At 41.6% G+C, this 25,258-nt stretch carries 20 protein-coding genes; 13 read left to right on the plus strand and 7 right to left on the minus strand.

What is annotated here, in order from left to right:
- Nucleotides 1–11: 11 nt before the first annotated feature.
- The 6 genes from ACP8HI_RS24685 to ACP8HI_RS24710 form a co-directional block, all read right to left on the minus strand.
- Nucleotides 12–1,871 carry a DUF2264 domain-containing protein gene (locus ACP8HI_RS24685; RefSeq protein WP_438348750.1) on the minus strand — a complete coding sequence of 620 codons (1,860 nt, stop codon included), beginning with the start codon at nucleotides 1,869–1,871 and terminating at the stop codon, nucleotides 12–14.
- 29 nt (nucleotides 1,872–1,900) lie between these two features.
- Nucleotides 1,901–3,496, minus strand: coding sequence for a response regulator transcription factor (locus ACP8HI_RS24690; RefSeq protein WP_438348751.1), 1,596 nt, complete (start codon nucleotides 3,494–3,496; stop codon nucleotides 1,901–1,903).
- On the minus strand, nucleotides 3,474–5,255 hold the full coding sequence (locus ACP8HI_RS24695) for a sensor histidine kinase (protein WP_438348752.1): 1,782 nt from the start codon (nucleotides 5,253–5,255) through the stop codon (nucleotides 3,474–3,476). Before ACP8HI_RS24695 ends, ACP8HI_RS24690 begins: the two co-directional genes overlap by 23 nt.
- A gap of 153 nt (nucleotides 5,256–5,408) precedes the next feature.
- Entirely contained in the window at nucleotides 5,409–6,785 is a 1,377-nt protein-coding gene (locus ACP8HI_RS24700; protein ID WP_438348753.1) for an ABC transporter substrate-binding protein, read from the minus strand.
- A gap of 134 nt (nucleotides 6,786–6,919) precedes the next feature.
- The gene (locus ACP8HI_RS24705; protein ID WP_438348754.1) at nucleotides 6,920–7,744 is read right to left on the minus strand and encodes a carbohydrate ABC transporter permease; all 825 of its coding nucleotides are present in this window, start codon (nucleotides 7,742–7,744) and stop codon (nucleotides 6,920–6,922) included.
- Nucleotides 7,745–7,770: 26 nt separating this feature from the next.
- A complete protein-coding gene (locus ACP8HI_RS24710) occupies nucleotides 7,771–8,679 on the minus strand; it encodes a carbohydrate ABC transporter permease (protein ID WP_438348755.1) in 909 nt (302 codons plus the stop codon).
- A gap of 183 nt (nucleotides 8,680–8,862) precedes the next feature.
- Here ACP8HI_RS24710 and ACP8HI_RS24715 point away from each other — a divergent pair, with 183 nt between their 5' ends.
- The 10 genes from ACP8HI_RS24715 (at nucleotide 8,863) to ACP8HI_RS24760 (ending at nucleotide 21,617) form a co-directional block, all read left to right on the plus strand.
- On the plus strand, nucleotides 8,863–9,054 hold the full coding sequence (locus ACP8HI_RS24715) for a hypothetical protein (protein WP_438348756.1): 192 nt from the start codon (nucleotides 8,863–8,865) through the stop codon (nucleotides 9,052–9,054).
- A gap of 121 nt (nucleotides 9,055–9,175) precedes the next feature.
- Nucleotides 9,176–10,312 (plus strand): response regulator, encoded by a 1,137-nt coding sequence (locus ACP8HI_RS24720; protein WP_438348757.1) that lies wholly within the window; start codon nucleotides 9,176–9,178, stop codon nucleotides 10,310–10,312.
- A 148-nt stretch (nucleotides 10,313–10,460) separates the two neighbouring features.
- Nucleotides 10,461–12,593 carry a hemoblobin-interacting domain-containing protein gene (locus tag ACP8HI_RS24725; RefSeq protein ID WP_438348758.1) on the plus strand — a complete coding sequence of 711 codons (2,133 nt, stop codon included), beginning with the start codon at nucleotides 10,461–10,463 and terminating at the stop codon, nucleotides 12,591–12,593.
- 59 nt (nucleotides 12,594–12,652) lie between these two features.
- A complete protein-coding gene (locus ACP8HI_RS24730; RefSeq protein WP_438348759.1) occupies nucleotides 12,653–14,443 on the plus strand; it encodes an S-layer homology domain-containing protein in 1,791 nt (596 codons plus the stop codon).
- Nucleotides 14,444–14,781: 338 nt separating this feature from the next.
- Nucleotides 14,782–15,627: a uroporphyrinogen-III synthase gene (locus ACP8HI_RS24735; RefSeq protein ID WP_438348760.1), complete on the plus strand. Its 846-nt coding sequence runs from the start codon at nucleotides 14,782–14,784 to the stop codon at nucleotides 15,625–15,627.
- Between the two features lie 104 nt (nucleotides 15,628–15,731).
- Nucleotides 15,732–16,451 carry an SDR family oxidoreductase gene (locus ACP8HI_RS24740; RefSeq protein WP_438348761.1) on the plus strand — a complete coding sequence of 240 codons (720 nt, stop codon included), beginning with the start codon at nucleotides 15,732–15,734 and terminating at the stop codon, nucleotides 16,449–16,451.
- Nucleotides 16,452–16,474: 23 nt separating this feature from the next.
- Nucleotides 16,475–17,107: a ThuA domain-containing protein gene (locus tag ACP8HI_RS24745; protein WP_438348762.1), complete on the plus strand. Its 633-nt coding sequence runs from the start codon at nucleotides 16,475–16,477 to the stop codon at nucleotides 17,105–17,107.
- A 283-nt stretch (nucleotides 17,108–17,390) separates the two neighbouring features.
- Complete coding sequence (locus ACP8HI_RS24750; protein WP_438348763.1) at nucleotides 17,391–17,708, plus strand: phasin family protein; 318 nt, start codon at nucleotides 17,391–17,393, stop codon at nucleotides 17,706–17,708.
- Nucleotides 17,708–19,378 (plus strand): ABC1 kinase family protein, encoded by a 1,671-nt coding sequence (locus ACP8HI_RS24755; protein WP_438348764.1) that lies wholly within the window; start codon nucleotides 17,708–17,710, stop codon nucleotides 19,376–19,378. The genes ACP8HI_RS24750 and ACP8HI_RS24755 overlap by 1 nt, the downstream gene beginning before the upstream one ends.
- A gap of 409 nt (nucleotides 19,379–19,787) precedes the next feature.
- Nucleotides 19,788–21,617, plus strand: a complete 1,830-nt coding sequence (locus ACP8HI_RS24760; protein WP_438348765.1) for a DEAD/DEAH box helicase — start codon at nucleotides 19,788–19,790, stop codon at nucleotides 21,615–21,617.
- Nucleotides 21,618–22,308: 691 nt separating this feature from the next.
- Here the strand turns inward: ACP8HI_RS24760 and ACP8HI_RS24765 are convergent.
- Nucleotides 22,309–22,671, minus strand: a complete 363-nt coding sequence (locus ACP8HI_RS24765) for a response regulator (protein WP_438348766.1) — start codon at nucleotides 22,669–22,671, stop codon at nucleotides 22,309–22,311.
- 199 nt (nucleotides 22,672–22,870) lie between these two features.
- Between ACP8HI_RS24765 and ACP8HI_RS24770 the strand changes: the two genes are divergently transcribed.
- The 3 genes from ACP8HI_RS24770 (at nucleotide 22,871) to ACP8HI_RS24780 (ending at nucleotide 25,201) form a co-directional block, all read left to right on the plus strand.
- A complete protein-coding gene (locus tag ACP8HI_RS24770) occupies nucleotides 22,871–23,758 on the plus strand; it encodes an ABC transporter ATP-binding protein (protein WP_438351980.1) in 888 nt (295 codons plus the stop codon).
- A gap of 43 nt (nucleotides 23,759–23,801) precedes the next feature.
- A complete protein-coding gene (locus tag ACP8HI_RS24775; protein ID WP_438348767.1) occupies nucleotides 23,802–24,602 on the plus strand; it encodes a hypothetical protein in 801 nt (266 codons plus the stop codon).
- 122 nt (nucleotides 24,603–24,724) lie between these two features.
- Complete coding sequence (locus ACP8HI_RS24780) at nucleotides 24,725–25,201, plus strand: glutathione peroxidase (RefSeq protein ID WP_438348768.1); 477 nt, start codon at nucleotides 24,725–24,727, stop codon at nucleotides 25,199–25,201.
- Nucleotides 25,202–25,258: the final 57 nt, after the last annotated feature.

Below are 25,258 nucleotides of genomic sequence, written 5' to 3' on the forward strand. Positions count from 1 at the left end.
CACGTCAACTCCTATTTCAATGTATAATATATCGCACCAGATTTAAGATCACGTACCGTAACGCTCCCATCCAGATCTTGTTCCACAGCAGGTGGGGTTAACCAATATTCCAGGTTATCCTTGCTATATGTAGCCCCGAATACGGCTGAGATTAACAAATGCTCTCCCGGTTCCAATCGATTTGTCAGCGTAGGAATCATCGTACGGGGGTGGAGTAGGTTTGTATTGGGATCCGGATAGATCATTTGAGCTTGTCCGAAACCTTTAACATTTACAATACCGCTTAACCCCCAAGGCAATTGAGCTAATACACTCTCAGGCTGGGACACAAGCATATCTTGTTCATTAATCGAGAAATCACGTGGTTGTTGAATAGCGAATCCACCTTCAGCTACATCTAGTTGGCGCTGTGTGTTTATCCGATGAATTCGGACATGCCACATCCCTGCGGGAATGATCCATGTCTGAACTTCCACATTACGCCAAGGAAGCCAGCGTGAATAAATCGATTGTTCCTCAATACGGTACTCCTCACAGAACCGGCGTACCCGGTAATGATCATCGCATTCGCTTAGCGCTAACATCGAATCGTAGGCGCCTTGAATGAGACCATGGTAACCTTTCGGAACGCTAAATCCAAATCGTGTGGAATACGCAAATTTGGAGTACTTTGCGGCACTATGTGCCATATCAAAGTTTGCCATCTGACCTGCAACATAAGCAACGACATGCTTATTCCCTTCAGGACGGCTAATGGTCATTCGCGCATGTGGCTGAGCGACTAAAGATTGCAATACCGGCAACGGTTCTTCTTCGGCTTGCCAGAATGGATGTTCGTCAGGTAAAGAAAGAATGAGAAAAGCTTTAAATGACCAATAGGAAGAACCTGGTGCATTGTAACATTCACCCATCATCAGATTCGGATAGGCATATCCGATACTTAGCAGACCATCAGATGTAAAGATCGGCTGCTCAAACCACCAACGTAGATGACGAAGAATAATCCCCTTCATAACTCCAAGCGAGAAGGGCTGAACATCTGCATACACAAGCGCACTCCAAAAAGAAACTTGAGCGAACCGATAAGTGAGACTCCGTCCGAAAGGAATGCTACTACCATCCTCGGCAAACCAATAAATGAAATCCTGTGCAAATTGCTTGGCCCGTTCCCGATAGCGTACAGCACGTTCAGGATCATCTTGTTCCATTAAATTGGCATAGATGAGAGAATAATAATGCATCGCAAACGGGATGTAGTAATCTCGTTGATCCGTGTCACCATCCGAGTACCACCCATCACTTAAATAATAGGAATCGATGATTTCGAGGTATTTATCCATAATGACTTGATCATGCGGTAAACCGACCTTTTTAAATCCAATATTTACGAGAACCGTGAACATCAGCCAGTTGTTCGGATTGGAACGATCAACCAGATTAATTTGATTTAACCACCGATACACATTTTGCTTTTCCTTGTCCGTCAATGGGTCCCATATTTGGTGCGGTGCGAGTGCCAGCCCTAGACCAAGCACAGACTGTTCGACCATCCGTTGATCTTTCGTTCCGAAATCACCCCAATATTCTGCATGTCCCGGATCTGTTCCATGGATGATCCCCTGTAGGTACATTGGCCACAAATCTGAATCCCCGCCGCCGCAAGCATGAGGAACAAGTCCCCATAATGGACGGGAAAATGCCTCCATGAGTGCAATAGATTCGTTATGTATTGCTCCCGTTGCTCCAAGATCCAAACCGGCGTATCCAGGTGTGAAATGGCCCTTCAAAGGTTCGAATGTTGCTGTTACCGCTTGTTGTAAATCCGCTTTACTGCGAAATTGTTTCCAGGCTGGTTCTGTTGTTCGTTCCATGAAATCCATCCACCTTACCATCTGTTATCTTATTTCCAAGCTGAATATTCACTAGGCTTCATACCTATCTCACGCTTAAATAACTTAATGAAGTAACTCTTATTGGCATACCCTAAATAATCCGAAATCTCCTCAACGGCTTTGTTCGACTGTTGCAGTAATTCCTTCGCTTTTTGTAACTTCACCATATTGACGTACTCGATGAAGTTCTGATTCGTTTCCTGTTTGAATAATCGACTGAAGTAACTTGAATTCAAGTTCAAAGAGTTAGCCATATCTTCTAACGTAATTTTCTCCGTCACATGTTGAATGACAAATTGTTGGGCCTTGATTATTTCTGGTCGTTTAGAACTGACAGCCAGGATGCTTAATTGTTGAGCAAGAGCATTTAAATATTGTATAAACCACTCCTCGAAATGATCTAACGTTTCAATAGAATTCACTACATCATACAGCTTCTCACTCGACAAATCCTGATGATATTGAAGCGTAACCTTCGTTTTCATTTGCAGATCCAACAGTAATTGCAAGACCATTTCTTTCACGTCACTTGGGTGGAACTTATGGGTTCTTACCCAGTCTGCCCAACCGATGATCTTATCGCGCAACACCTCAGGTAGATTGAGTGCAATATTATTGTTGATATCAGAGAAGAACTGCGAATATCCCTTATGCATATCCTCTTGAGAGAATGGGAAAAATTCAAATCGGTGAATCTTGGATTCTCTTAAATAAAAGCTAAGCTCTGGTTGTTTAAGCATCGGTGTCAGCACACTTTGAATTTCTTTCGGATTAAGAGACTCCCTTCCCATAAGACAGGAGACAGATATTTTCAAATACTGCTTAATCGCTGCAATACCTCGTTCCATGGCGTAATATAACATTTGTTGCTCTTTTGCCGGATCATCACAACAGAATAGAATGACCAGCTGCTTGTTACTGAATCGAAAAGTTACACATCTGGTTGACTCCAAAATATCCTGCAAAATATTCTCAACCGCAAAAACAATCGTATAATCATTCATTTTACGAGATCTGGCCAAAGTGGACATACGATCAATAGAAATGACAATCGGAATATAATATTTGGATTCGAGACTAACGCCATTCAACCGGGCTTGTTCGATCCATTCATCTTTCTTACTAGACGCTTGATATAATGTATCTTTTAGAAACTTCTCCTTGAAAGCAGATTGATTCACGAACTGTTTGTGCTTATATAGAAGCATATCTTCGGAGCTTTTCTTCTTTGAATTCATATCGAACACGATCGTTTTCAGAATACTCTGTAGCTGATCAATATCTAAACTTTCTTTTAAAATATAATCGCTTACATTAAATTTCATCGCTTGCTGTGCATACTTAAATTCATTGTGACATGACAACACAATGGCCTTAAACTTCGGATGAACAGTAGCGAATTTCTCTAACATTTCTAATCCATTCATTTTGGGCATGCCGATGTCCGTAATAATAATATCTGGGTAGTTCTGATTGGAGGCTTCCCAAGCTTCAAGACCGTTCGAGTAGCAGCCAGTAAGCTCAATGCCTAATTCCCTCCATGAAACAGTCTTTGAGAGATATCGTAATACCGGATAATCATCATCCACTAGAATTGCTGTCAACAAGATTACCACCTGCACTTTCTACTTCGGATGGGAATTTCAATGTAATGACCGTACCCACATCGGACTCACTTTGAATATCCACTTGGAAACGACTTCCGTAAACTAAGCGCAACCGCTGAACAACATTTTTTACACCGATACCTGAGAATCCTTTACGTTCACCTTCTTGAGCATCATGTTCATCCTCAATCTTTGATCGAAGCATGTTCAGTTGAGGCTCCATCATACCCTTACCATTATCACGAACGGATATATTCAAATACTCAGATTCATCTTCATACGTATAATGAGCATTGATGAATATTTGACCGTCAAATTGTTCGAACCCATGAATAATAGAGTTCTCAATCAGCGGTTGAATCATAAATCGTGGAACCAGAGCCTTGCCGCACTCATCTTCAAAGTGATATTCTAAATCAACTTGATTGGCATGACGGAAATTCATCAGTTTCACATAATGAAAAACAGTATCTACTTCTTCTTGAAGAGGAATAAGCTCATTATCACGATTAATGGTCATTCGTAATAAAGAAGACAGCGAGCCGATTAATTCCGAATTTTCTTTATCCCCTTGAAGTAATATATTGAGACGAATCGAATTCAATAAATTGAACATGAAATGCGGATTAATTTGTGCTTGAAGCATTTCAAGCTCAGCTTTCCGCTTCTTCGCCTGTTCCATCATAATTTGCTCAAACATCGATTGAATCCGATCCAGCATGTGATCAATCGTACGAGCAAGACGACCCACTTCATTATTGCCCCGAATACCATTGCGCTCATCAAGTTGCCCACGCCCAATGTTTGTAACAAATTTACTTAAATCGGCAATCGGTTTTGTTAATGCGGAGATAAGTATAATCAACAAAATAAAGAACAAAGTGAAGAACAACGATTGAACCGTGAAACTAATAAATAAAATCTGTTTATTCTTCTGGATGGCCGCTGAAAAAGGAATTAAACTGACCACGCGCCAATCGTTGCTTTCTAGCCGTTGCTCGGCATAAATATATTTGATGCCTTCAATTTCAATCGTTTGCGAGTTTGCATCTTTCGTCCACCAGGGAATGGCCTTTCCGATTTCTGTCTGGTCTGTATGAGAGATGATGACACCATTGTTGTCTATTAGAATCATTTCTTGGTCAGCGTTATTCGCTAAATGAGAACGGATGATTCGTTCATTCACATTCACTACCAGATAACCAATCGAATGGTTGTTTACTGTGCGCTTGATCGGTCGTCCAACGGTAATCCAATGAGCTGAATTGTTATTATAATTAAATTTCTCTCCCAACCAATATGCTGAGAATATCGGCATATCTTTCAAATGGGGGAACCATTCTTTTCCATAAAATATCGTTGGATTAAATTCACTATACGAATAACTGGTGTAAATATAATTGTTTTCCCCTAGAATAGTGACATAAAAGTCGTCTTTTAAAGTGAAGAGATCATCTAGAGTACTGGATAATCGGCTATAGTTAACCCAATAATCTTGTTTCTGTTCTTTAGTTGTTAACTGATCTTGATTCACCAATAATATTTTCCGAAGTTCGCGATTCATCAGTACGAAGTTCGATAATTCCAATGTCTGTTCAAAAATACCGTTAATTTCCGATTTGGCAGCGACTAAAGAATCTTCTGCATTGGATATTGCCTTTTCCAAAATAATATCTCTAGTCAAATAATTGGTAAGCAAATAAATGATGATAAGTGGGATAAGGAAACAAATTAATGCCGACCATACCAACTTCATACGTAGTGAATAATCTCGAATAAACACAGAATTCAGGCCTCGTATCTAAATTAGAATTGGGACAGGGAAATGTAATATTTCCTGTCCCATCATACCTTAAGGCTTTTTATAAATATAAGAAAGTATAAGTTTCACTCGATACTCTATTAATGTTTAATTACCACTGTTGTTTTTAATAACCTCGGCAATTTTATTATCAATGCTAGTAATCGTTTTATCAACATCTTGTTTACCTAGAATATACAACTCTGCTTCAGGAATAACGACGTTCTTGGCTTCGTCAGCATACTTCGCTGGAACTGGTGCATCACCTGGAGTCGTATTTTCCATCGTGTATTTCAATGAAGCTACATCGATTTTGGAAGAGTCCTTCGTTCCAGCTACGATCGTATCAACAAGTTTACCTGTATCGGACTTCGCCCAACCAGAGAATACACGTCCACCAATTTCTAATCCTTCGCTTGTATACCATCTAATGAAGGTATAGGCTGCTTCTTTGTTCTTCGACTTCGCTGCAACACTCATATAAGTTGGTTGAACTGGTGAGTAATGATGCGTCTCACCCTCCAATTTAGGAAGCGGCGCGAATGCCGTTACGAATGTAGCTGGAATCGCATCTGTACCACCTGACTCGGCAACCATCCAATCGCCCATTGGCAACATAGCTGCAAGTTTATTGAAATATTGGTTACGGTAGGCAAGTTTCTGTGAAATAATATCTTCGTACATACTGGCACTCTTATCTTCATACATCATTTTTTTCATCATTTCTAAGTTAGTCTTTAACAAAGGTTCCGTTGCATTCGATGTTCCATCTGCTTTGAGGAATGTATTGTTAGAAGCTTTACTCATCAACTGCAATTGGAAGTAGTCAGGCCAGTTATGCAGGTATGCACCATAACGTTTCGTTGCACCTTCACCTGCTGTCAATTTTAGTGCATAGTCTTCGAATTCTTTCCATGTCCAATCCGTTGGAACAGGCAATCCAGCTTCATCGAGCATATCTTTGTTCAAGAGAACAAACCAGCGCTGCATGGATGATGGAAGGGCATAGATGGTGCCATTTACTTTGGTATCAACGAGATATTCATCTTCATACTTATAGCCATCTTTTTCAATAAAGCCTTCCAATGGCTCTAACAATCCAATGTCCGCACGTTGCGAATAGTTGGTATACGGTAATTCAATAATGTCGAGTGGGTCATTCGATGCAGCCATCAGATCCAGCTTTTGCATGGAGGCAACAGAATCACCTTTTTCATTTAGTAAATCAAGCTCAACTTTAATATTTGGATGCTTCTTCTCGAACTCAGGAATAATGGAGCTCCACTTTGCTTTAGCATCGGTTTGCCAAGTGCTTATCTTCAAAGTCACTTGCTCTTTTACTGCAGGCTTATTTCCAGCATCGGGCGTTGCATCTGTAGCTCCTGGTTTCGAGTTGCTAGCACTGTTTCCGCCGCTTCCACAAGCGGTTACAGCTAGGACTAGGGTTAAAGACAATAACATGGCGGATAATTTTCTCTTTTTCATTTTGACCCTCCTAGAAAGTATGAAATTCAATAATGTAACTGCTTACATACATAGAGTAACATAATGATTTTTGATTCGTAGTTCTCAAATTTTACTGAAGAGAAACTATTTTGACTTTTGAACTCCTATTTAAATTACCCTTTAACACCCCCGAGGGAGATTCCTTCAATGACTTGTTTTTGCCCAATAGCAAAAATAATAAGTAGAGGTAAGATTGCCGAGACAGCACCTGCCATCATAAGCGAGTAGACGTCACCATATTGGTCACCGAACAACTGAATTCCCAGCTGGATCGTAAATAAACTCTTCGTTTTCAAGAAAATCAGCGGGTACTGGTAATCATTCCATGTCCATATAAATCGTAAGATGGCATATGTCGCGATACCTGGACGGATGAGCGGAAGTGCAATTTGTAGGAAGGACCTGAAGTGCCCTGCACCATCCATACGAGCGGATTCCAGATACTCATTATTAACACCCATGAAGAACTGTCTGAGCATAAAGGCACCGATAATACTGAAACTGTTGATGAGAATTAGACCCGTATGAGTATCAATTAAATTCAACCAGTTGAACATTAGAAATTGCGGTACGAGCGACGCCTGTGGTGGAACCATATAGAGTGCGAGTACGAGCATGAACATGGCGTCTCTACCGCGGAACCGTAGTTTGGAGAAACCATAGGCGGCAAGTGCACTTATGAATACATTGATAACCGTCGTTGTAATGGTGATATACACAGAGTTCGTATAATACTTAACAAAGTCACCTGTCCATACCTCTTTATAGTTCTCAACCGCATGCCATGTGGATGGAATCCACTCAATCGGGAACTTAAACACATCCGTTTCTACTTTAAAAGAAGCCGAAAGCATCCACAGGAACGGAAGCAAGAATACAATACCAAGTAAGGACATGAAGAGGGTCCATATTATTTTTGATACATTCAACTTTTTCATTATCTAAATCTCCCTTCCGAGGCAACTTAATAGTTGACCCATTTCTTTTGTGCTAACATTTGTAAACCTGTAATCAGGAGGCACATGAGAAAGAGAATGAGTGCCATACTTGAAGCATATCCCGTTTTCAATTGATTAAAGGCAGTGTCATATAGTTCATACACGATAACGGTCGTCGAATTCGCCGGCCCGCCTTTCGTTAATACTTGAATTAAGTCAAATATTTTAAAGGTACCAATAATACCCGTCACGAGTAAGAAGAAGGTCGTTGGCGAAATACATGGAACCGTAATGCTACGGAATTTCGTCCACACATTCGCCCCGTCAATATCGGCAGCTTCGTACAGATCTTTCGGGATACTCTGTAGACCTGCAATGAAGATAATGATATTATATCCTAACAGAATCCACACTTGGATCATCATTAAAGAAGGTAATGCAAAGTCAATATCAGCCAGCCATTTCGGTGGATTCTCAAATCCGATCGATATTAGAAAGTTATTCACAGGTCCAAGCGATGGATGAAATAGAACCTGCCAAACCATGGCTACAGCTACAACACTAGAAATGTAGGGTAAGAAATAAATGACTTTAAATGTGTCTTTAAGATATACATGCTTATCAATCAAAATAGCAATTAAAAGTGCAAGTACAAGCGTAATCGGCACCGTAATAATAAAAATTAGATTGTTTAACAAACTCTTCATAAATACATCATCATGAAATAATCTAACGAAGTTATCGAACCCTGCAAATTTGATTGCTCCAATGCCAGCTACGAAATTCCAATTCGTGAAACTAAGCAACAACGAGCTTACAACTGGAATTAAGGTCAGAATAACGAGCCCGATCATTAAAGGGGCAACAAATAAGTATCCTGCGATTTGCTCCCTCACTCTCATGCTCAAGCGAGTAAATATCTTTTTCTGTTCCATGTTTCTCCTCCTCTAATCTATCTTTATATGTACTATCATTGTAAAAAAAAAAAAAGACGCTTATAAGATCTAAAAATGTTCATATTGGAACGTTTTTTACTTTTACTGTTCGTATGTAGATGACGACCGATAAGCATCACTGGTTATGATGCTTGGGGGATCTATCAATTTAACCATCTAAGATTGGCACCGATTGTACAGCAGTTTATCCATTCCATGAGAATACGCAGTGAAATCAAAGAAATATTGGATTTGATACTACGAAATCTGCTTTCCAATGCCATCAAGTTTGCCGATGCTGGCGGGAGTATCCATATAGGGGCAACAAATGACGGGGATCAGGTCTCTTATTGTCCAGAGAGTTTGTTCATCTGAATGGCGGTGCGATCTGGGTAGAAAGTATCCTGGGTGAAGGGAGCACTTTTATCTTCTCTCTTCCGGTGAATGAAGCGGGAAAAAACACGAAAACACGAATGGAACGGGAGATCGAGCTATAATGAAAGTCATAATCATTGACGATGAAAAAGCCATGCACTTGATCATGAGAAAATTTCTTGAGAAAATTCCCAATATTCAAATCATCGGCTCGTTTCAGGATACGAATTCCGCCACTTTGTTCTTAAATAATCAACCTGCAGACTTGGCTTTTGTAGATATTAGTATGCCTAATGAGAGCGGTATGCAGTTTGCCAAGAGGATGGCGGAGACGTGTAACAATCTCCATATAGTGTTTGTGACCTCTCATAAAGAATATGCTATTGACGCATTCGATATCTTTGCATTGGATTATATCGTCAAGCCTGTTTCACTGGAACGGTTGCAGAAAACGGTGAGAAGGGCGCTAGCCATTCATCCATTATCCGAAGGTACGAAAGAAGATCAGAATGCGAATCGCATCTTTATATATTGTATGGGTGGGTTAGAGGTTCGCAGCGAACAAGGCGGCGGGGTGAAATGGATATCCAGAAAAAGCGCCGAGCTATTCGGATACTTGTTATTTAATCGTGGTAGAATGGTATCGAGAACAAGACTTATGGAAGATATTTTTGGTGGCATGCCGCCAAAAAATGCGGAGACGTATCTGAATACAACCATTTATCAATTGAGGAAATCTCTTGAGCCTCACGGTTTGAAATCGCTTGTGAAATCCAATACGGACAGTTATGGCATGGATATTGCAGATGTATATATCGATTTTGTTGAATTTGAGGACAAGCTTAAAGGTTTTGACGTCATTGACGCTTCAAATCTTGACGAGGCCATCGCAATTGAAGAGCTTTTTGTTGGTGATTTATTCGGTGAGAGGGCTTTTCTGTGGGCCTTGAGTGATATAGAACGATTTGCGAGGATATATGCCGTGTTTATTAAGAAATTAGCAATGGCTTTGCTGAATGATCATGATGGAGATTCTGTTGCGGTAAGACTCCTTCATAAACTTCTTGCTCGTAATGAATTGGACGAAGAGGTTACTACATTGCTCTTGAATGCATATGCCGCGCAGATGGACAGGGGTTCCTTCATCAGACAGTATAGGCAATATGTAAAAATACTACGTAAAGAGCTTGGAATGGGTCCATCACAGAAGCTGGTTGTTCTGTATTCTCATTTATTATCTAATCTTGATAGAGTGTGATAAATATTATATCTCTTTTTGTAAACCTGCGAGGCTATATGCCGTGCAGGTTTTGTCGTTTTTGATCGAAAATCTTTCATTATTCTTTCATTGATGAAATGTAGAATTTAGTTAGAATATAACCATTATGAGGAGTGAAAGAAGAATTATGCATACAACGAGTGTAAAGACGGTTTTAAACAGGTTGGCTAATACGATGCTGAGAAGAGTTTCTATTAGCTTGTTAGCAGCTTTGATGGTAGTTTCATCATTTTCGTTTTCTTCCATGGCATCAGCTGATGCAACCACGAGCGGTGAGTGGGTACCTACTTATTTAGGTTCAGAAACCGGTGGAGGTTCTTCGCTTTATATGTATTTTGATGAAGACATGGCGCTTAATAATACTACTACTGTTAGTGATGCTACTTACTTGAAGAGTCAATTGACTATCGCGAAGGATGGCGTAAATTTTGTAGCCCTTCCAGTACAGAGTGAGGTAGAACTTTACGGAAATGAAATTGATCTAAACTACGATTTTGATGTGCAAATTGTACAAGGTCCTAACACACATATTAAAATCGCGGCTGGGGCTTTGAAAGATGTTGATGGTAATCTCAATTCAGAGTTGATCTTAGATGTAGCACCTCCAGTCATTCAAAGCGCAGCCATTAGTAATTTTAACCACGATGTGACGATTACCTTTCAAGAGGAAGTCTATGATAATCAAATATCGAACTCAGTCTCGAACCTAAAAAATTATATCAAGATACTAAGAAGTGGGGCGGATTCTGCAACAAACAATTTGACAGCTAATGATACAGTGTCAATTGAATCGGGCAAGCTTGTCATCCATTATGCACAAGCCCTCACGGGGGCGAATAATCAAATAATTATAGAAGGATATGCACTTAAGGACAGTTATGGAAATGTTAATTGGAATAGAAGTACAACTTCGCTCATTCGAGCGGATGCAGATGTCGTAGATCCATCACCTGCAGATACAACAGCACCAAAATTTGTAAAGGCCTATATTGCAAATTCAAATCATGATATCGTGCTAGAGTTTGATGAAGCTGTGTTTAATAATAAGGCCACATTAGATAGCTTAAAATCAACAATATATTATCAATACTACACTAATGGTCAGTGGTTTTATAATGCTCCTTCGGATTTAACTTTTACATTCTCTGGAAACGCCTTGATCATTCATTCACTACAACCATTGAATGGTCAATATTACTTACAATTTCAGCCGTATTCATTTAAAGATGCTTCAGGTAACACTCACACTGGCGCTGTAAACATGAATTGGATCTACTCCCGTCAATCATTAGATCTTTACACACCATACATTACGCACAATGGTAGTTGGTTGAATCTACCCTTTAGTTACAATCCTGTGGATGCTACTCAAGATTCTGAGGGAGTATCGCACTTAAAGGAGAAGATTTCAATTTGGGATGGAACTAACTTCTCTTCTTTAACCGAAAATGATGTTGTGTCCATCCAAGAGGACAAGCTCGTCATTATATTTCATGAAGCGAAGACAAGTAACTCAGTTAGGATCAAAGTAGAAGCAGATTCACTGAGTGATGATCACAACAATGTACGAAACACAGAGATTGATAGTACGATTGGCTATAACACTCCTGAAATTACAGGATATCTCTTTAGTAATGCACCTAGTGAATTGACATTTGAAGACAATGGATTATGGAGAAATAAAGTAAGTAACATTACCATATATGATAATAATGCTGGTACTACAAGAATATTATTACCCCTCACAGAATACACGATAACTGCGGGCAAGCTTACGATAAACCCGGGCGTTTTCCAAAAGGGTGTCAGATATTCTATTTACATCAACGCAGAAGGGTATAGTTCAAAATATCTGTACAATAGAGCAACCGAATCGTCTGAAGTATTCTACATGACAGCGCCTGTGATAACTACAAATAACGGACTTACTGCAAAGATAAATGTATTTAATGCGTTCCTATATAATTACGGTTCCTACAATAGTACTGGAACACAATCGGTCATCTTTGAATTGATGAAGGGTAATACACCTGTAAGCATTGTTGAGGCTAACCTCAAGGTGGGTACAGGAACGTATTCAGCAAGCTTCAATGTAACTGACCCTACGAATAAGGAGTATACGGTTAAAGCATTTCTCGTAAATAAATTTAATAATGATTTTACAAGTGTTGGTACAAATATGGCGACACAAGCTACGCAGACTGAAATGGATCTGATGTTGAATAATGAGTATGGAAATACTAACGGCAACGACGATTAATTCTATGGAGAAACTCTTAATCGCTTATTGAAGGAAAAATGAAAGTGAGGAATGTCAAAGTGAAATTACGTAAGTTAAGTGTCATGTTAATTCTAGCGCTCTGTGTATCGCTAGTACCCATAAGTGCATTTGCAGCAAGTTCAGCAATTACGTTGAATGCTGTGGCACCCATCGAACAAGGCGGTTCAGTTACAATCTCAGGTACATCTACATTAGACGAAGTAATAATTCAAGTGTTGCGTCCAGGCAATAATAGTACTGTATTTTACGATATTACGAAGGTCACTAATCGTCAATTCTCTAGTGCATTCACTTTGTTAGGTTCAGAGGCTGCTGGAACCTATAAGGTAGTTGCTGGCCAAGGTAATCAAGTGGATACGAAAGATCTAGTCGTTACTGTATCCGATATTATCGTACCACCCACACAGCCGATTGATCCTCCAGTTATAACAGTACCGGATGGTCCAACACCCGGACCTGGCTCGGGACCAACAGGCGGATCTGGCTCGGGAGCAGCACCCGGAGCTGGTCCGGGTGTAGCACCTGTATCCGGTAAACCAGTAACTCCACCGTCAAGTAATTCGGTCGTAGTGAAGGTAGATACAAGCAATAATATTGTGAAATCTACTACAGCAGCAAATGGTCGTGTTACGAACATTGTCACTCAAAACGATGTGGCGCTTGCTGCTGCATTAACACAAGCAGCAGGTCAAAATAACCAAGGTGATGCTCCAATCGTCTCTCTTTCTTTCAACAACCAGACGGGGGAAGGAGTTACATTCAGCGTTGCGTCATCTGTATTGGCTTCTGCTGCGATAAAAGCACCGAATACCATCATTTCATTCCAAACGAATGATGGAGAATATTCATTACCTATTAGCGTATTAGATTTTGTAGCACTTGCGCAAAGCTTAGGTACTGCTAATGAGAACATTAGTATCCAAGTCAATATTTCTATTTCAGATACAGACATGAATGCTAAGATCAAAGCGAGTGCTAAGAACATTGGCACTTCCCAGATCGGTAGTGCGATTGAATTTTCTGTTCATGGTGTAGGAAATGGAAAAACGATCGAGATCAATAACTTCGGTAGTACTTATGTATCAAGATCGATCGTATTAACAATTTCGTCGAGTGCAGATACTTCGACCGTTGTTCTCTATGATCCAGCTACAGGTAAATTTTCTTTTGTACCCGCGGTATTTGCACAACAAACAGACGGTACAACTAAAATCACATTAAAGCGTAATGGGAATAGTATCTATACTGTGCTTTCCTCAACTAAAACATTCACTGACATAAACAAGCACTGGGCAAAAGATGATATTGAGCTTCTCGCATCCAAGCTAGTCGTAAATGGGGTAACGGGTTCTAGCTTTGCTCCAGAAAGTAACATTACACGTGCAGAATTCACAACTTTGTTAGTTCGTTCATTAGCCCTAACGGATGATGTAGCTTCCGCAAGCTTCAAAGACGTTAAATCAAGTGATTGGTTTGCAGGTGCGATAGGGGCGGCTGTTAAAGCGAAACTAGTTGATGGTTATAATGACAACAACTTTAATCCAAATGCTACGATTACTCGTGAACAAATGGCGGTTATGGTTTCCAGAGCCATTAATATAACGGGAATTAAGGTGGATAATGTAGCTGCATCAAGTACTGTCCTGGCTAAATTCAGTGACAAAGCATCGATTAGTAGCTGGGCACAAGAGGCTGTAGCACAATCTGTTGAAGCTAATATTATTTCCGGTATGACTGATAAGACGTTCGTCCCTACAGCGAATGCGACCCGTGCTCAAGCGGTAGTTATGCTGAAACGATTGTTGCAATATACGAGCTTTATCAATTAAACAAGGCTTGTATGATCCCCTTTAAGTAAACACTCGAAAAAAACCACATGTTATCATGGGGTAAGAGTGAACTTGAAGGGGATTTTTTATGGAAACAAAATGTAATTCATACCTCCCGCATGCTTCCTAAGCTAGGAATCTGTGCGAAATCACCAGAAGATATGCAAAAGAACGGGACCGAGTTTTTCTGATTTTATTCACAAAAAAAATCTTCCATGAAGCAATAAACATACAAGGGCAAATATGGTATAATTAAACACATAATGATGTGTCGGTGTTCATGTAGCGATGTATAGAACAATATACTTATACTAGGGATGATGGGGAGAGAGTAGAAGATGGCTCAGAATATGAAGGGCAAAGTCGTTGCGATAGCTGCTTCTCGTAAAGTTGCTGAAATGGCGAAATTAGTAGAAAACATGGGAGGAACCCCACTCCATCGTCCTGCACAGGGAACCGTGTATCAAGACGATGAGAAGCTTCGTGAAGGGATAGTCTCATGGATCCAAGATCCGCCGAAATGGGTCATCTTCACGACGGGGACAGGCCTCGAAGCACTATTTAAAATGGCTGATAATATAGGAGTAGCAGATAAATTTCTTGAGATACTATCGAAATCATCCATAGCGGCTCGGGGTTACAAGACGGCTAATGCTTTGAAAAGGCGTGATTTAACTATTACGGTTAGAGATGATGATGGAAGTAGTGCCGGACTAATGCGTTCATTTGAACCACATGATCTAGAAGGGGCTAGTGTCATTCTACAGCTACATGGTGAATCAGCACCAAAGCTTACAAAGTGGCTAGAAGAGCAGGGAGCAACAACAACATCATTATTACCTTATCGTCATGTGCCACCAGAAGAGCATCAATTAAAGCAACTTTTTGAAGATATTGTGCAAGCCAATGTGGATGCTGTCACCTTCACAAGTGCACCACAGTTTCATTTCCTAGTGGAGTATGCTCGTGAACATGATGGAATGACCGCAATGCGGAGGGCGTTCGAAGGATCCGTTGTGGCCGTGGCCGTAGGTAAGGTTACAGCTCAAGCATTACTGGATGAAGGAATTGAACGCGTTGTCATTCCGGAAGAAGAGCGTATGGGTAGTATGATGGTGAAACTGGGTCGTTATTTTGTTGCACAGTCCGAAGGGGAAGAGACTGGTTCTGAGCAAGGTAGCTAGGGTAATTATATAAAAGGTTAAGTCTAACCGTGTACTTTCTTATGTCGTTTCTTCCTATTATGGGTGCTACAATACAACAGGTAAGATTAGCGGGAGGTACAAGAATGATAACAACGGCGTGTGTAACTGGGGCAGACCGAGGTGTGGGTTTAAGTCTTGTTAGGGAATTGTTAAAGCTTGGAACCCATGTGTTTGCAGGTAAATTCCTCAGAGATTTGAATTACCTTGATAGGTTGAAGGAACAATATCCAGAGACGCTTCACTTGTTCATGCTAGATGTTGGGAGCGAGGAAAGTGTCGCTGCAGCCATAGCGGTTATTCTCGAACATACGGATCACTTAGACGTATTGATTAATAATGCAGCTATGTTGGGAGACACTCAAGCGACTATTCTAGATTCAATAGACTTGAAGGAAATACAGGAAGTGTTCAATGTTAACACATTGGGTCCTCTACGAGTGAGTCAGGCTTTGATGCCGTTGCTATTAAAAGGAGAACGAAAGCTCATTGCTAATATTTCCTCAGAGGCAGGTAGCATTGGATCATGTGAACGGAATAGCTGGTTCGCCTACTGCATGTCCAAGTCGGCATTGAATATGCAATCTCAATTGATCCATAATGGAATCAGGGATGTAGGTGGGCAGGTACTTGTCATTCATCCGGGTTGGGTGCAGACGTATATGAATGGGAAGCTGGATGAACAAGGTGATTTAACACCAGAGCAATCTGCATCGCATATCATGAAGCTTCTATTAAGAAGTGATGAATTTAAAGGAGAGCATGCTGTCTTTGTAGACTATAAGGGACAGTCACTTTCCTGGTAACAATTAAGGAGGAATAAATGAATATGAATACAATTAAAAAATGTTTACTGCTCGGGGATTATACACATCCTAAGTTTCATCCGCTACAAGGGGTGGATGCGCAGATTAGCCATATATTAAACGATGTGATGACGGTTCAATGCAGTGAGAATAAGAATATGTTATTGGATAGCAACATTCAGCAGTTCGATCTTTGTATTTCTTACATTGATCTATGGGATGAGAAAATTTCGCCTAAGCAAACAGCGGGGTTACTCTCTTATGTCAGTCAAGGCGGAGGTCTATTCGTCATCCATAATGGGATATCTATTGATGGACGTTCCGAATTAGCTCAGTTAATGGGTGGAAAGTTTACTGGTCATCCGCCATATCAATCTCTTACTTTCCGTACAACTGGGAATGACCATACAATTACAGAAGGAATAGAACCTTTTGAAATAGAAGAAGAGCCTTATCAATTTGAATTCGATCCATTTACGGAGAAACAGATTCTGTTGGAATATCAAATGGAGGACCAATGGTACCCAGCCGCATGGAGTCATACGTATGGGTTAGGGCGTGTAACATTCCTGATGCCTGGACACCATGAACCTACATTTAAACAACCTGAATTACGGAAGTTTATTCTCCAAGCAGCCGAGTGGACATCTCGTTGAGGTAGTGATCAAAAGCTGACTTTTTGAACATCCTCATTTTAGAGAGAGTTTAAGAAGTTGGATTTTCAGCACCGAGAAGATTGGATGAAGGTAGGGAGTGAGGAGCGGAGCGTAGGCAGTCCCTACGTGAGCACCGGAAGGACCGGCTGAATTCAATATTCGATGTCGAATACGCCTCTTGGTATACATCGTGATCAAAATCTGACTTTTTGAACATCCTTTATAGTAGGAAGTCTTTTCAGAGTATAATAAGGCTGTTAGTAGCCATCGGGAGGTAATAAGCATGAGTGATCTATTTAAGAAAGCTATTTCTTTAGGTTTGGGTCTTACTGTGGTGAGCAAGGAGAAGATTGAGAAAATCGTAGACGAACTTGTGACCCGTGGTGAGCTTGCACCCGATGAGTCGAAGGCGTTGGTGAATCGTCTTATTGAACGGGGAGAGGAAGAGCAAGGTCAGTTCAAATCTGTTATTCGTGAGCAAGTGGACCGTATTTTGAAGGAACTTCATGTACCTACGGGTAGTGATGTAATTGCCTTAGAGCAACGGATCGCCGCTTTGGAGAGCAAAATTGCAGAGCTGGAATCACCGCAGGCTGAATAATGGCTATACGTATTAGACATACCGGACGTTATCGAGAAATTGCCATGGCGCTTATACGCCATGGTTTTGGTTATATGGTGGAGGAAATTGAACTATTCCAATTTCTTACGCTTCCGCGGCGTTGGATTACACATGAATCATTGGAAACCAAGTCGCTAGGAGAGAGGATTCGGCATGTTTTAGAGGATTTGGGGCCGACCTTTATTAAGTTAGGTCAATTGGCAAGTACACGGGCTGATCTACTTCCAGATTCCATCATTCAGGAGCTAGTGAAGCTTCAAGCTCAGGTACCCTCTTTTTCATCAGAAACAGCCAGGGGAATACTTGCCCAGGAATTGGATACAACGATTGAGGATGCATTCTCTTGGTTCGAGGATACAGCGATTGCAGCTGCGTCCATTGGACAAGTTCATTTGGGCAAGCTAAGAACGGGTGAGGCTGTAGCTATCAAAATACAGCGCCCAGGCGTTGTGAAAATAGTTAGCCGGGATCTTGATATTATTAGTGATCTGGCTATCGTCATCGAGAAGCGCTGGGAATGGGCGAGGCAATATCAATTGACCCGCATCGTGCAGGAATTATCCAAGTCTATGATGGCAGAGCTGGATTACAGTCAAGAAGCGCGAAATACGGAGAAAATAGCACTGCAATTCCAAAATGATCGGCATATCTACATCCCTCATATTTACTGGGAGTTTACGTCTTCGCGTGTACTTACGATGGAGTATATAGATGGCATTATGGTAAGGAATAAGGATGAATTGCTAGACAAAGGCTATGATCTGAAAGAGATCGCTGAACGGATTACCAATGGGATGCTCCATCAGATTTTTTTAGAAGGATTCTTTCATGGTGATCCTCATCCGGGTAATATTCTAGTTAGGAAGAATGGGAGCATTGCCTTCATTGACTTTGGAATGGTTGGTCGGATAAGTGCAGATATGAAAGAGCATCTATCTGCTTTAATTATTGCATTGATGCGTAAAAATAGTGAAGGTATGGTTCGTGCTATTCTCAAACTGGGCTTATTTCCAGATGAGGGCGAGATAGCAGCTTTACGCGCGGATCTAGATCGATTGCAAGAAGAATATTATGATATCCCTTTTGCGGAGATTAGTATGGGCAAGGCATTGAATGATCTGTTTGGCGTGGCGAGACAACATCAGATTATTATTCCTCCTGATTTGACATTACTTGGTAAATCATTATTGACGCTTGAGGGTGTTGTAGAAAGTTTGGATCCATCTTTAAGTATTATTGATATGGCGGAACCCTTTGGAAGGAAGCTTGCGAAGGAACGTTTCAGTACGGAGAACTTACGGAAGAAATTATTTGGAGGATTAGGCGGCTTGCTCGAAGGGATGTTAGATCTTCCTGGACAAGCTCGCCAACTGTCGTCTCTTATTAGTAAAGGGAAATTGAAACTTGAGATCAGTGTGCCTGAACTTCAAGCGTTGATGCATAAGCTAGACCAGGTTAGTAATAGGCTGTCTATAAGTATCGTTTTACTGGCATTCAGTATTATTATGGCCGCACTCATTATCGGCGCGGCTATGAACAATGAATCTTCGATACTGTGGCAATTTCCTGTGATTGGGATTGGGTTCACAGTTGCATTGTTTATGTTTCTATGGCTGCTGTATGGGATATTCAAATCAGGGAGATTCTAGGTCGTGGTGTGGAAGTTAATATTAGTTTTATTCTTCAAGTTTAATTGAAAACGGCCTTGCTGTCCTAAATGACGGCAAAGCCGTTTCTACTTGAGTGCTGGCGTGTTACAATGGGGGTTAAGTTCAATATAAAAGTGATACGAAGTATCGCTAGCATCGGAAGTATAAACTTCTTAAATAAGTTCGAGTTCAAAAAGTTAGGTTTTCAGCACTAAAGTGCATGCTTGCGAGGCTGCGTTTCTCCGAATGAGCTTCTTAGTAACCTTCGTGATCAAAAGATGACTTTTTGAACTTCCTCTATAAGGAAGTCACAGCCGTTTCTAATTGTGAAAGTGATCTGTATATGTTGTAACTTATAAAGAGCGGTAGGAAGAGTTCGTGTAAAAATAAATAGAACGAGGTGAAGAATTTGCCCAAATTTCAAAAGTTAGGTATTACGGAAGAGTTAGATAAGCTTATTCAGAATCAAGGTATAACAGAACCAACACCAGTACAACATGAAGCGATTCCGTTACTGCTAGCAGGACGGGATGTCATCGCTCGTGCTCGTACGGGAACAGGAAAGACACTTGCATTCTTGTTGCCAATATTGATGAAGATCGATCCGAGTCGTCAATTTCCGCAAGCTCTGATTGTAGCTCCAACACGGGAGTTGGCACTGCAAATTACGGAAGAAGCACGGAAGCTGACAAGGCATACAGAAGTTAAAATCCTCGCTGTCTATGGGGGACAAGATGTTGAGAAGCAGCTACGTAAGCTTGAAGGCGGACGCCATCTCATCATAGGTACACCGGGACGTTTGCTGGATCATCTGGGTCGCGGTACATTGGATCTTGGTGGGGTGAAAATGCTGGTATTGGATGAAGCAGACCAAATGCTTCATATGGGTTTCTTGAACGATGTTGAGACACTGATTCAGGCACTCCCATATCGTCGTCAGACGATGCTATTCTCAGCCACTATGCCTTCTGAAATTAAAAGAATTGCTGCCGCTTATACGACGGATGCTGAAGATATTATGATTAAGGGTGAGAACTCATTGGTTCCGCTCGAAAATATTCGTCAAGTGGTTATCGAGTGTTCTGATCGTAACAAGCAGGAAGCGTTGTTCAGCATGATTAACGAGTACAATCCTTATTTGGCGCTTGTGTTCTGTCGTACGAAACGTCGTGCGAAGATACTGAATACGGCACTACGAGACAAAGGATATAATTCGGACGAGCTTCATGGCGATCTTTCACAAGCCAAGAGAGAATCCGTGATGCGTAAATTCCGTGAGGCAAAGTTACACATTTTAGTTGCAACAGATGTAGCGGCACGTGGATTGGATGTTGAAGGTATTTCACATGTATTTAACTACGATATTCCTCATGATGTCGATAGTTATATTCACCGGATTGGTCGTACAGGCCGTGCGGGGGAAAAAGGGCTGGCCATTACGTTAGCGGACCCTAAGGATAAGCCAGAGGTTCAGCGTATTGAGCTAGAAATTCATCACAATATTGAAAAGCTACGTTATGAGAATAACGATGGCAAGATTGAATTCAAGAAGATGAGTACATTTAATTCCTCTGGGAAAAAACCTAAAGGGAACCGTGATGGCGAACTGAGTTCTCGCGGTAAGTCTGGTGGTCGCGGAGGCAAATCCCTCGGTGGAACTGGACGCCGAGGCGAAGCCGGCAGTGGCGGAGCTGGCATTGGCGGAGTTGGTCGCGGAGGCGAAGCTCGCGGTGGCACTGGTCGCGGAGGCGAAGCTCGCGGTGGCACTGGTCGCGGAGGCGAAGCTCGCGTTGGAACTGCACGCGGAGGCGAAGCACGCGGAAGTGAAACGCGTGGCGGAGCAGCACGCGGAAGTGAAACGCGTGGCGGAGCAGCACGCGGAAGTGAAACACGTGGCGGAGCAGCACGTGGAATAGAATCGCGTGGCGGAGCAGCACGCGGAAGTGAAACACGTGGCGGAGCAGCACGTGGAATAGAATCGCGTGGCGGAGCAGCACGCGGAAGCGAAACGCGTGGCGGAGCAGCACGTGGAAGTGAAACACGTGGCGGAGCAGCACGCGGAAGTGAAACACGTGGCGGAGCAGCACGCGGAAGTGAAACACGTGGCGGAGCAGCACGTGGAAGTGAAACACGTGGCGGAGCAGCACGCGGAAGCAGTGGTTACGGCTCATCGGCGGGGCGTCCTTCCAGCCGAAGCTCCAGTGGTGGCGGAAGTAAAGGCTATTCGCGTAAGAAATAGTTACAAACGAAATTGAAGGAGAGGGGGATTTGATTCCCACTCTCCTTTTTTGACTTTTGGCATGTACATGCCAGCATGTATAACTTTTCAGTGGCAGTAGAAGAATGCCGAGCTAACTACTAAAGTGAAATGGTCAAATACCTCTGGTTAACCACACTGTCTAATAGATGCATAAGTACACTTAAATCAGAAGGAAAGGTAAGGAAGAGCGAAATAGTTGCAAAAACAACAGTTAAAAGTGGGGGTATGGTGAAAAGTGGTGATTCTCCAGTAACTAGATGTATTTAATGCAACTAAAGTTAGCGCTAGGAGAATGTGACCCAATTTAAGTGCTCTTTATACAACTATTGGTGTTGAAGGAGGCAGAAGGTGCCTATGAGTAGTGTGGGTGATTTGTAGGAGAATGGTTAGTAACGAATATGGAAGTAGAAGGACCCTCGGAATAGAACAAACGTAGGGGGATGGATATGGAGCTAAAGGTTCACGTTCCGCCTTTAACTGCGTATGTATCCCATCCCGATCCCACCACCAGATTAACTCTTTCACCAAGGGCGCCGATGGGTGTCCTTCTTTAGGATTACGACAAAGTTGTGGATGCTTACTACTGTGACATCTCGGATGAAATGTGAATTTCCTATCATCGCATGATGTGGAGCGGGAACAGATGCCACTTGATGGTAAGAACATTCTTTTAGTGTTTAAGAATCTTGTGAATGGCCTCTATGACTCGACTTTCCTCAATAGGCTTTACAATAAAATCTTTGGCGCCTGCCCGTATGGCTTCGGTGATCATCGATTGTTGACCTAGCGCAGAGCAGATGAGGATATTAGCTTTAGGATCAACTTTTATGATTTCCTTAAGGGCCGACACCCCACTCATTCTAGGCATGTTGATATCCATTGTGACTAGATCAGGACGTAGCTCAGAATATTTCAGAATAGCCTCATATCCATCTTCTGCTTCTGCGATAACAGTGTGTCCCATATTTGAGATAATCTCCTTAAGTATCATTCGCATAAATAAAGAATCATCAACCACGATAATATTTGCCACGTTAGTTCCTCCGTATTGTAACAAGATGAGAAAATGGTTCTGAACAAGTTATGTAGTCTTACTTATTATATATCGACAATACTTGGCTCGTAATGAACTAATATATAAAACTTGACTTTGATAATGATTATCAATATCATGAAGTTATAGAAAGTTATATATCTAGAGTTATATATCCTTGGATGAAGTGGGTGAAGAGTTGTTTCGTCTAAATACAGTTCAATTGGAAATAGCATATGAGCATCGCACCATTGTAGAGGATTTGAACATACAAATTCCCGACGGACAAATTACAGCACTTGTTGGGGCCAACGGCTCAGGCAAATCAACGATACTTAAAGCCATGGCTCGGATCATGCAACCCAAGAGTGGAAGTGTTCTGTTAGATGGTAAGTCTATTCATAAACAGTCTACACGAGAAGTTGCTAAGCAAATGGCGATTCTACCACAGAATCCAACAGCTCCAGAAGGCCTGACTGTAGCGGAACTTATATCCTTTGGTCGATTCCCATACCAGAAGGGATTCGGTTCTCTTAAGTCAGAGGATAAGGAAATGGTTCAATGGGCTATAGAAGTTACTGGGATGACTGAGTTTCATGATCGTCCGATTGATCAATTGTCGGGAGGTCAGCGTCAACGTGCATGGATTGCGATGTCATTGGCTCAAGATACGGATATTTTATTTCTAGATGAACCGACAACATTTCTAGATATGGCACACCAGTTGGAAGTGCTCCACTTACTAGAGCATTTGAACCGCACAGCGGGTCGTACCATTGTGATGGTTGTGCATGATTTAAATCATGCTTCACGGTATGCCCACCATATGATAGCTATTAAAGAGGGTAAAGCGGTGGCGTCTGGTTCGCCAACAGAGGTCATGACGACAGAGGTATTGCGTGAGGTATTCGGCATTGAAGCTGATATTATTGAAGATCCACGTTCAGGGCTTCCACTTTGTCTTCCATTTGCACTTTTTGGTCAATCGAGGGTGGTCGAAGATATGAATGGTTCCAGTCTTCATAAGGCAGATATATTGAAGAACGAACTTCACACGAATGAAATTCGCAAAGCTTCAGGTAACTGAATGAACAGGAGCTGTAAGGCATCTCTAGCAGGAGGGGATTATTGTGTTGCCGATAGACTATATATTACTAGAGCAGCAAGGAAACATTACAACTATTGCTCCTCCTGAATCCGTGCTCACGAAGTCTGCTGTGGATCTTACGAATCCTAACGAGGCTCGTCTTTTTCTGGAGACCTATGGCGAGATTATTAAAGCGCAGGATTTAAATGCTGCTGCGACTTTTTTTGCGAATTGGATTAGAGGATTGACTATGGCCCAACAATATATGGTTTCCTTGTGTAGTAGACAAGTAGACTTATCCATAGAGAATTTAACGGTTCACCTCCTAATGAGGAACGGATATGCCAACATTTCCTTTCAACTGAATGATGCTACGGAATATATTCCTGATGCTGGTCAGCATGAACGCTTTCGTAACCTTACATTAGAGAGATTCTATGGCACTACAGTCACTCCATTGATGGAGAGTATGGCAAATGCAGGGAGTGCTCCGCTGGGTCAGCTATGGGGGCAATTACCTCTGACATTGTGGAGCTTTACACAGAAGATGCATTCTATGGTAACAGATGAGACAGATCAACTCCGTATTGATGAGGATTATCTCTACATAAGAAACGAGATGTCACCAGAGGTTTTTAAACGTAAACGGAATCCCTTCGAGATGAAGTTTAAAGAGATTGATAACCCGTATAACTCATCTGAGCCATATTGGATTAGACCTGCATGTTGTCAGGCTTACCGGATTGGTGGGTGCACCTATTGCTACGTGTGTCCTAAACTAACCCGCGAACAAAGAGATGTTAAGAAGGCTGAAATCGAAGCAGCGGCAGTAGCATCCCGTTAATAATTGCGTAGGTCATATGACTCATTCATTTGGGAATATGGTCTTTTTCCTATATGATGAAAGGGATAGATTGAATATATAAAGTTCAATTTGTTCATTTGACGAAAGCGAGGGTACCCAATATGTCAGTTTACGAGTTTTCAGCAGTCACTCCTGCGAACAAAGAGGTGTCATTGGAGCAATATAAAGGTAAAGTTCTCATTATCACTAATACAGCTAGTAAGTGTGGATTAACGCCACAGTACGGGGATCTTGAAAAGCTGTACACAGCGTACCGTGAACAAGGGTTGGAAATTCTAGCATTTCCATGTAACCAATTTGGAGCTCAGGAGCCAGGAACTAGTGAAGAGGCAGCAGACTTTTGCCAGGTGAACTTTGGTGTAACCTTCCCAATCTTTGCTAAGGTGGACGTCAATGGTGAAGGAACACATCCATTATTTCAATACTTGAAAGAACAACAACCAGGTGAGGGTGAAGATGCCTCCATTCAATGGAACTTCACTAAATTCTTGGTGAACCGTGAGGGGGAAGTGGTTCAACGCTTCGAACCGAAGACGTCGCCAGAAACGATGACTCAACATATTGAGAAGCTTCTTTAATAGGTATTGAGCATAAGGTAGACATATATGGGGCCTGACGGTATCTTTCCGTTGGGT

The organism is Paenibacillus sp. FA6 (genome assembly GCF_051550225.1).
In the GTDB taxonomy this organism is placed as follows: domain Bacteria; phylum Bacillota; class Bacilli; order Paenibacillales; family Paenibacillaceae; genus Paenibacillus_AQ.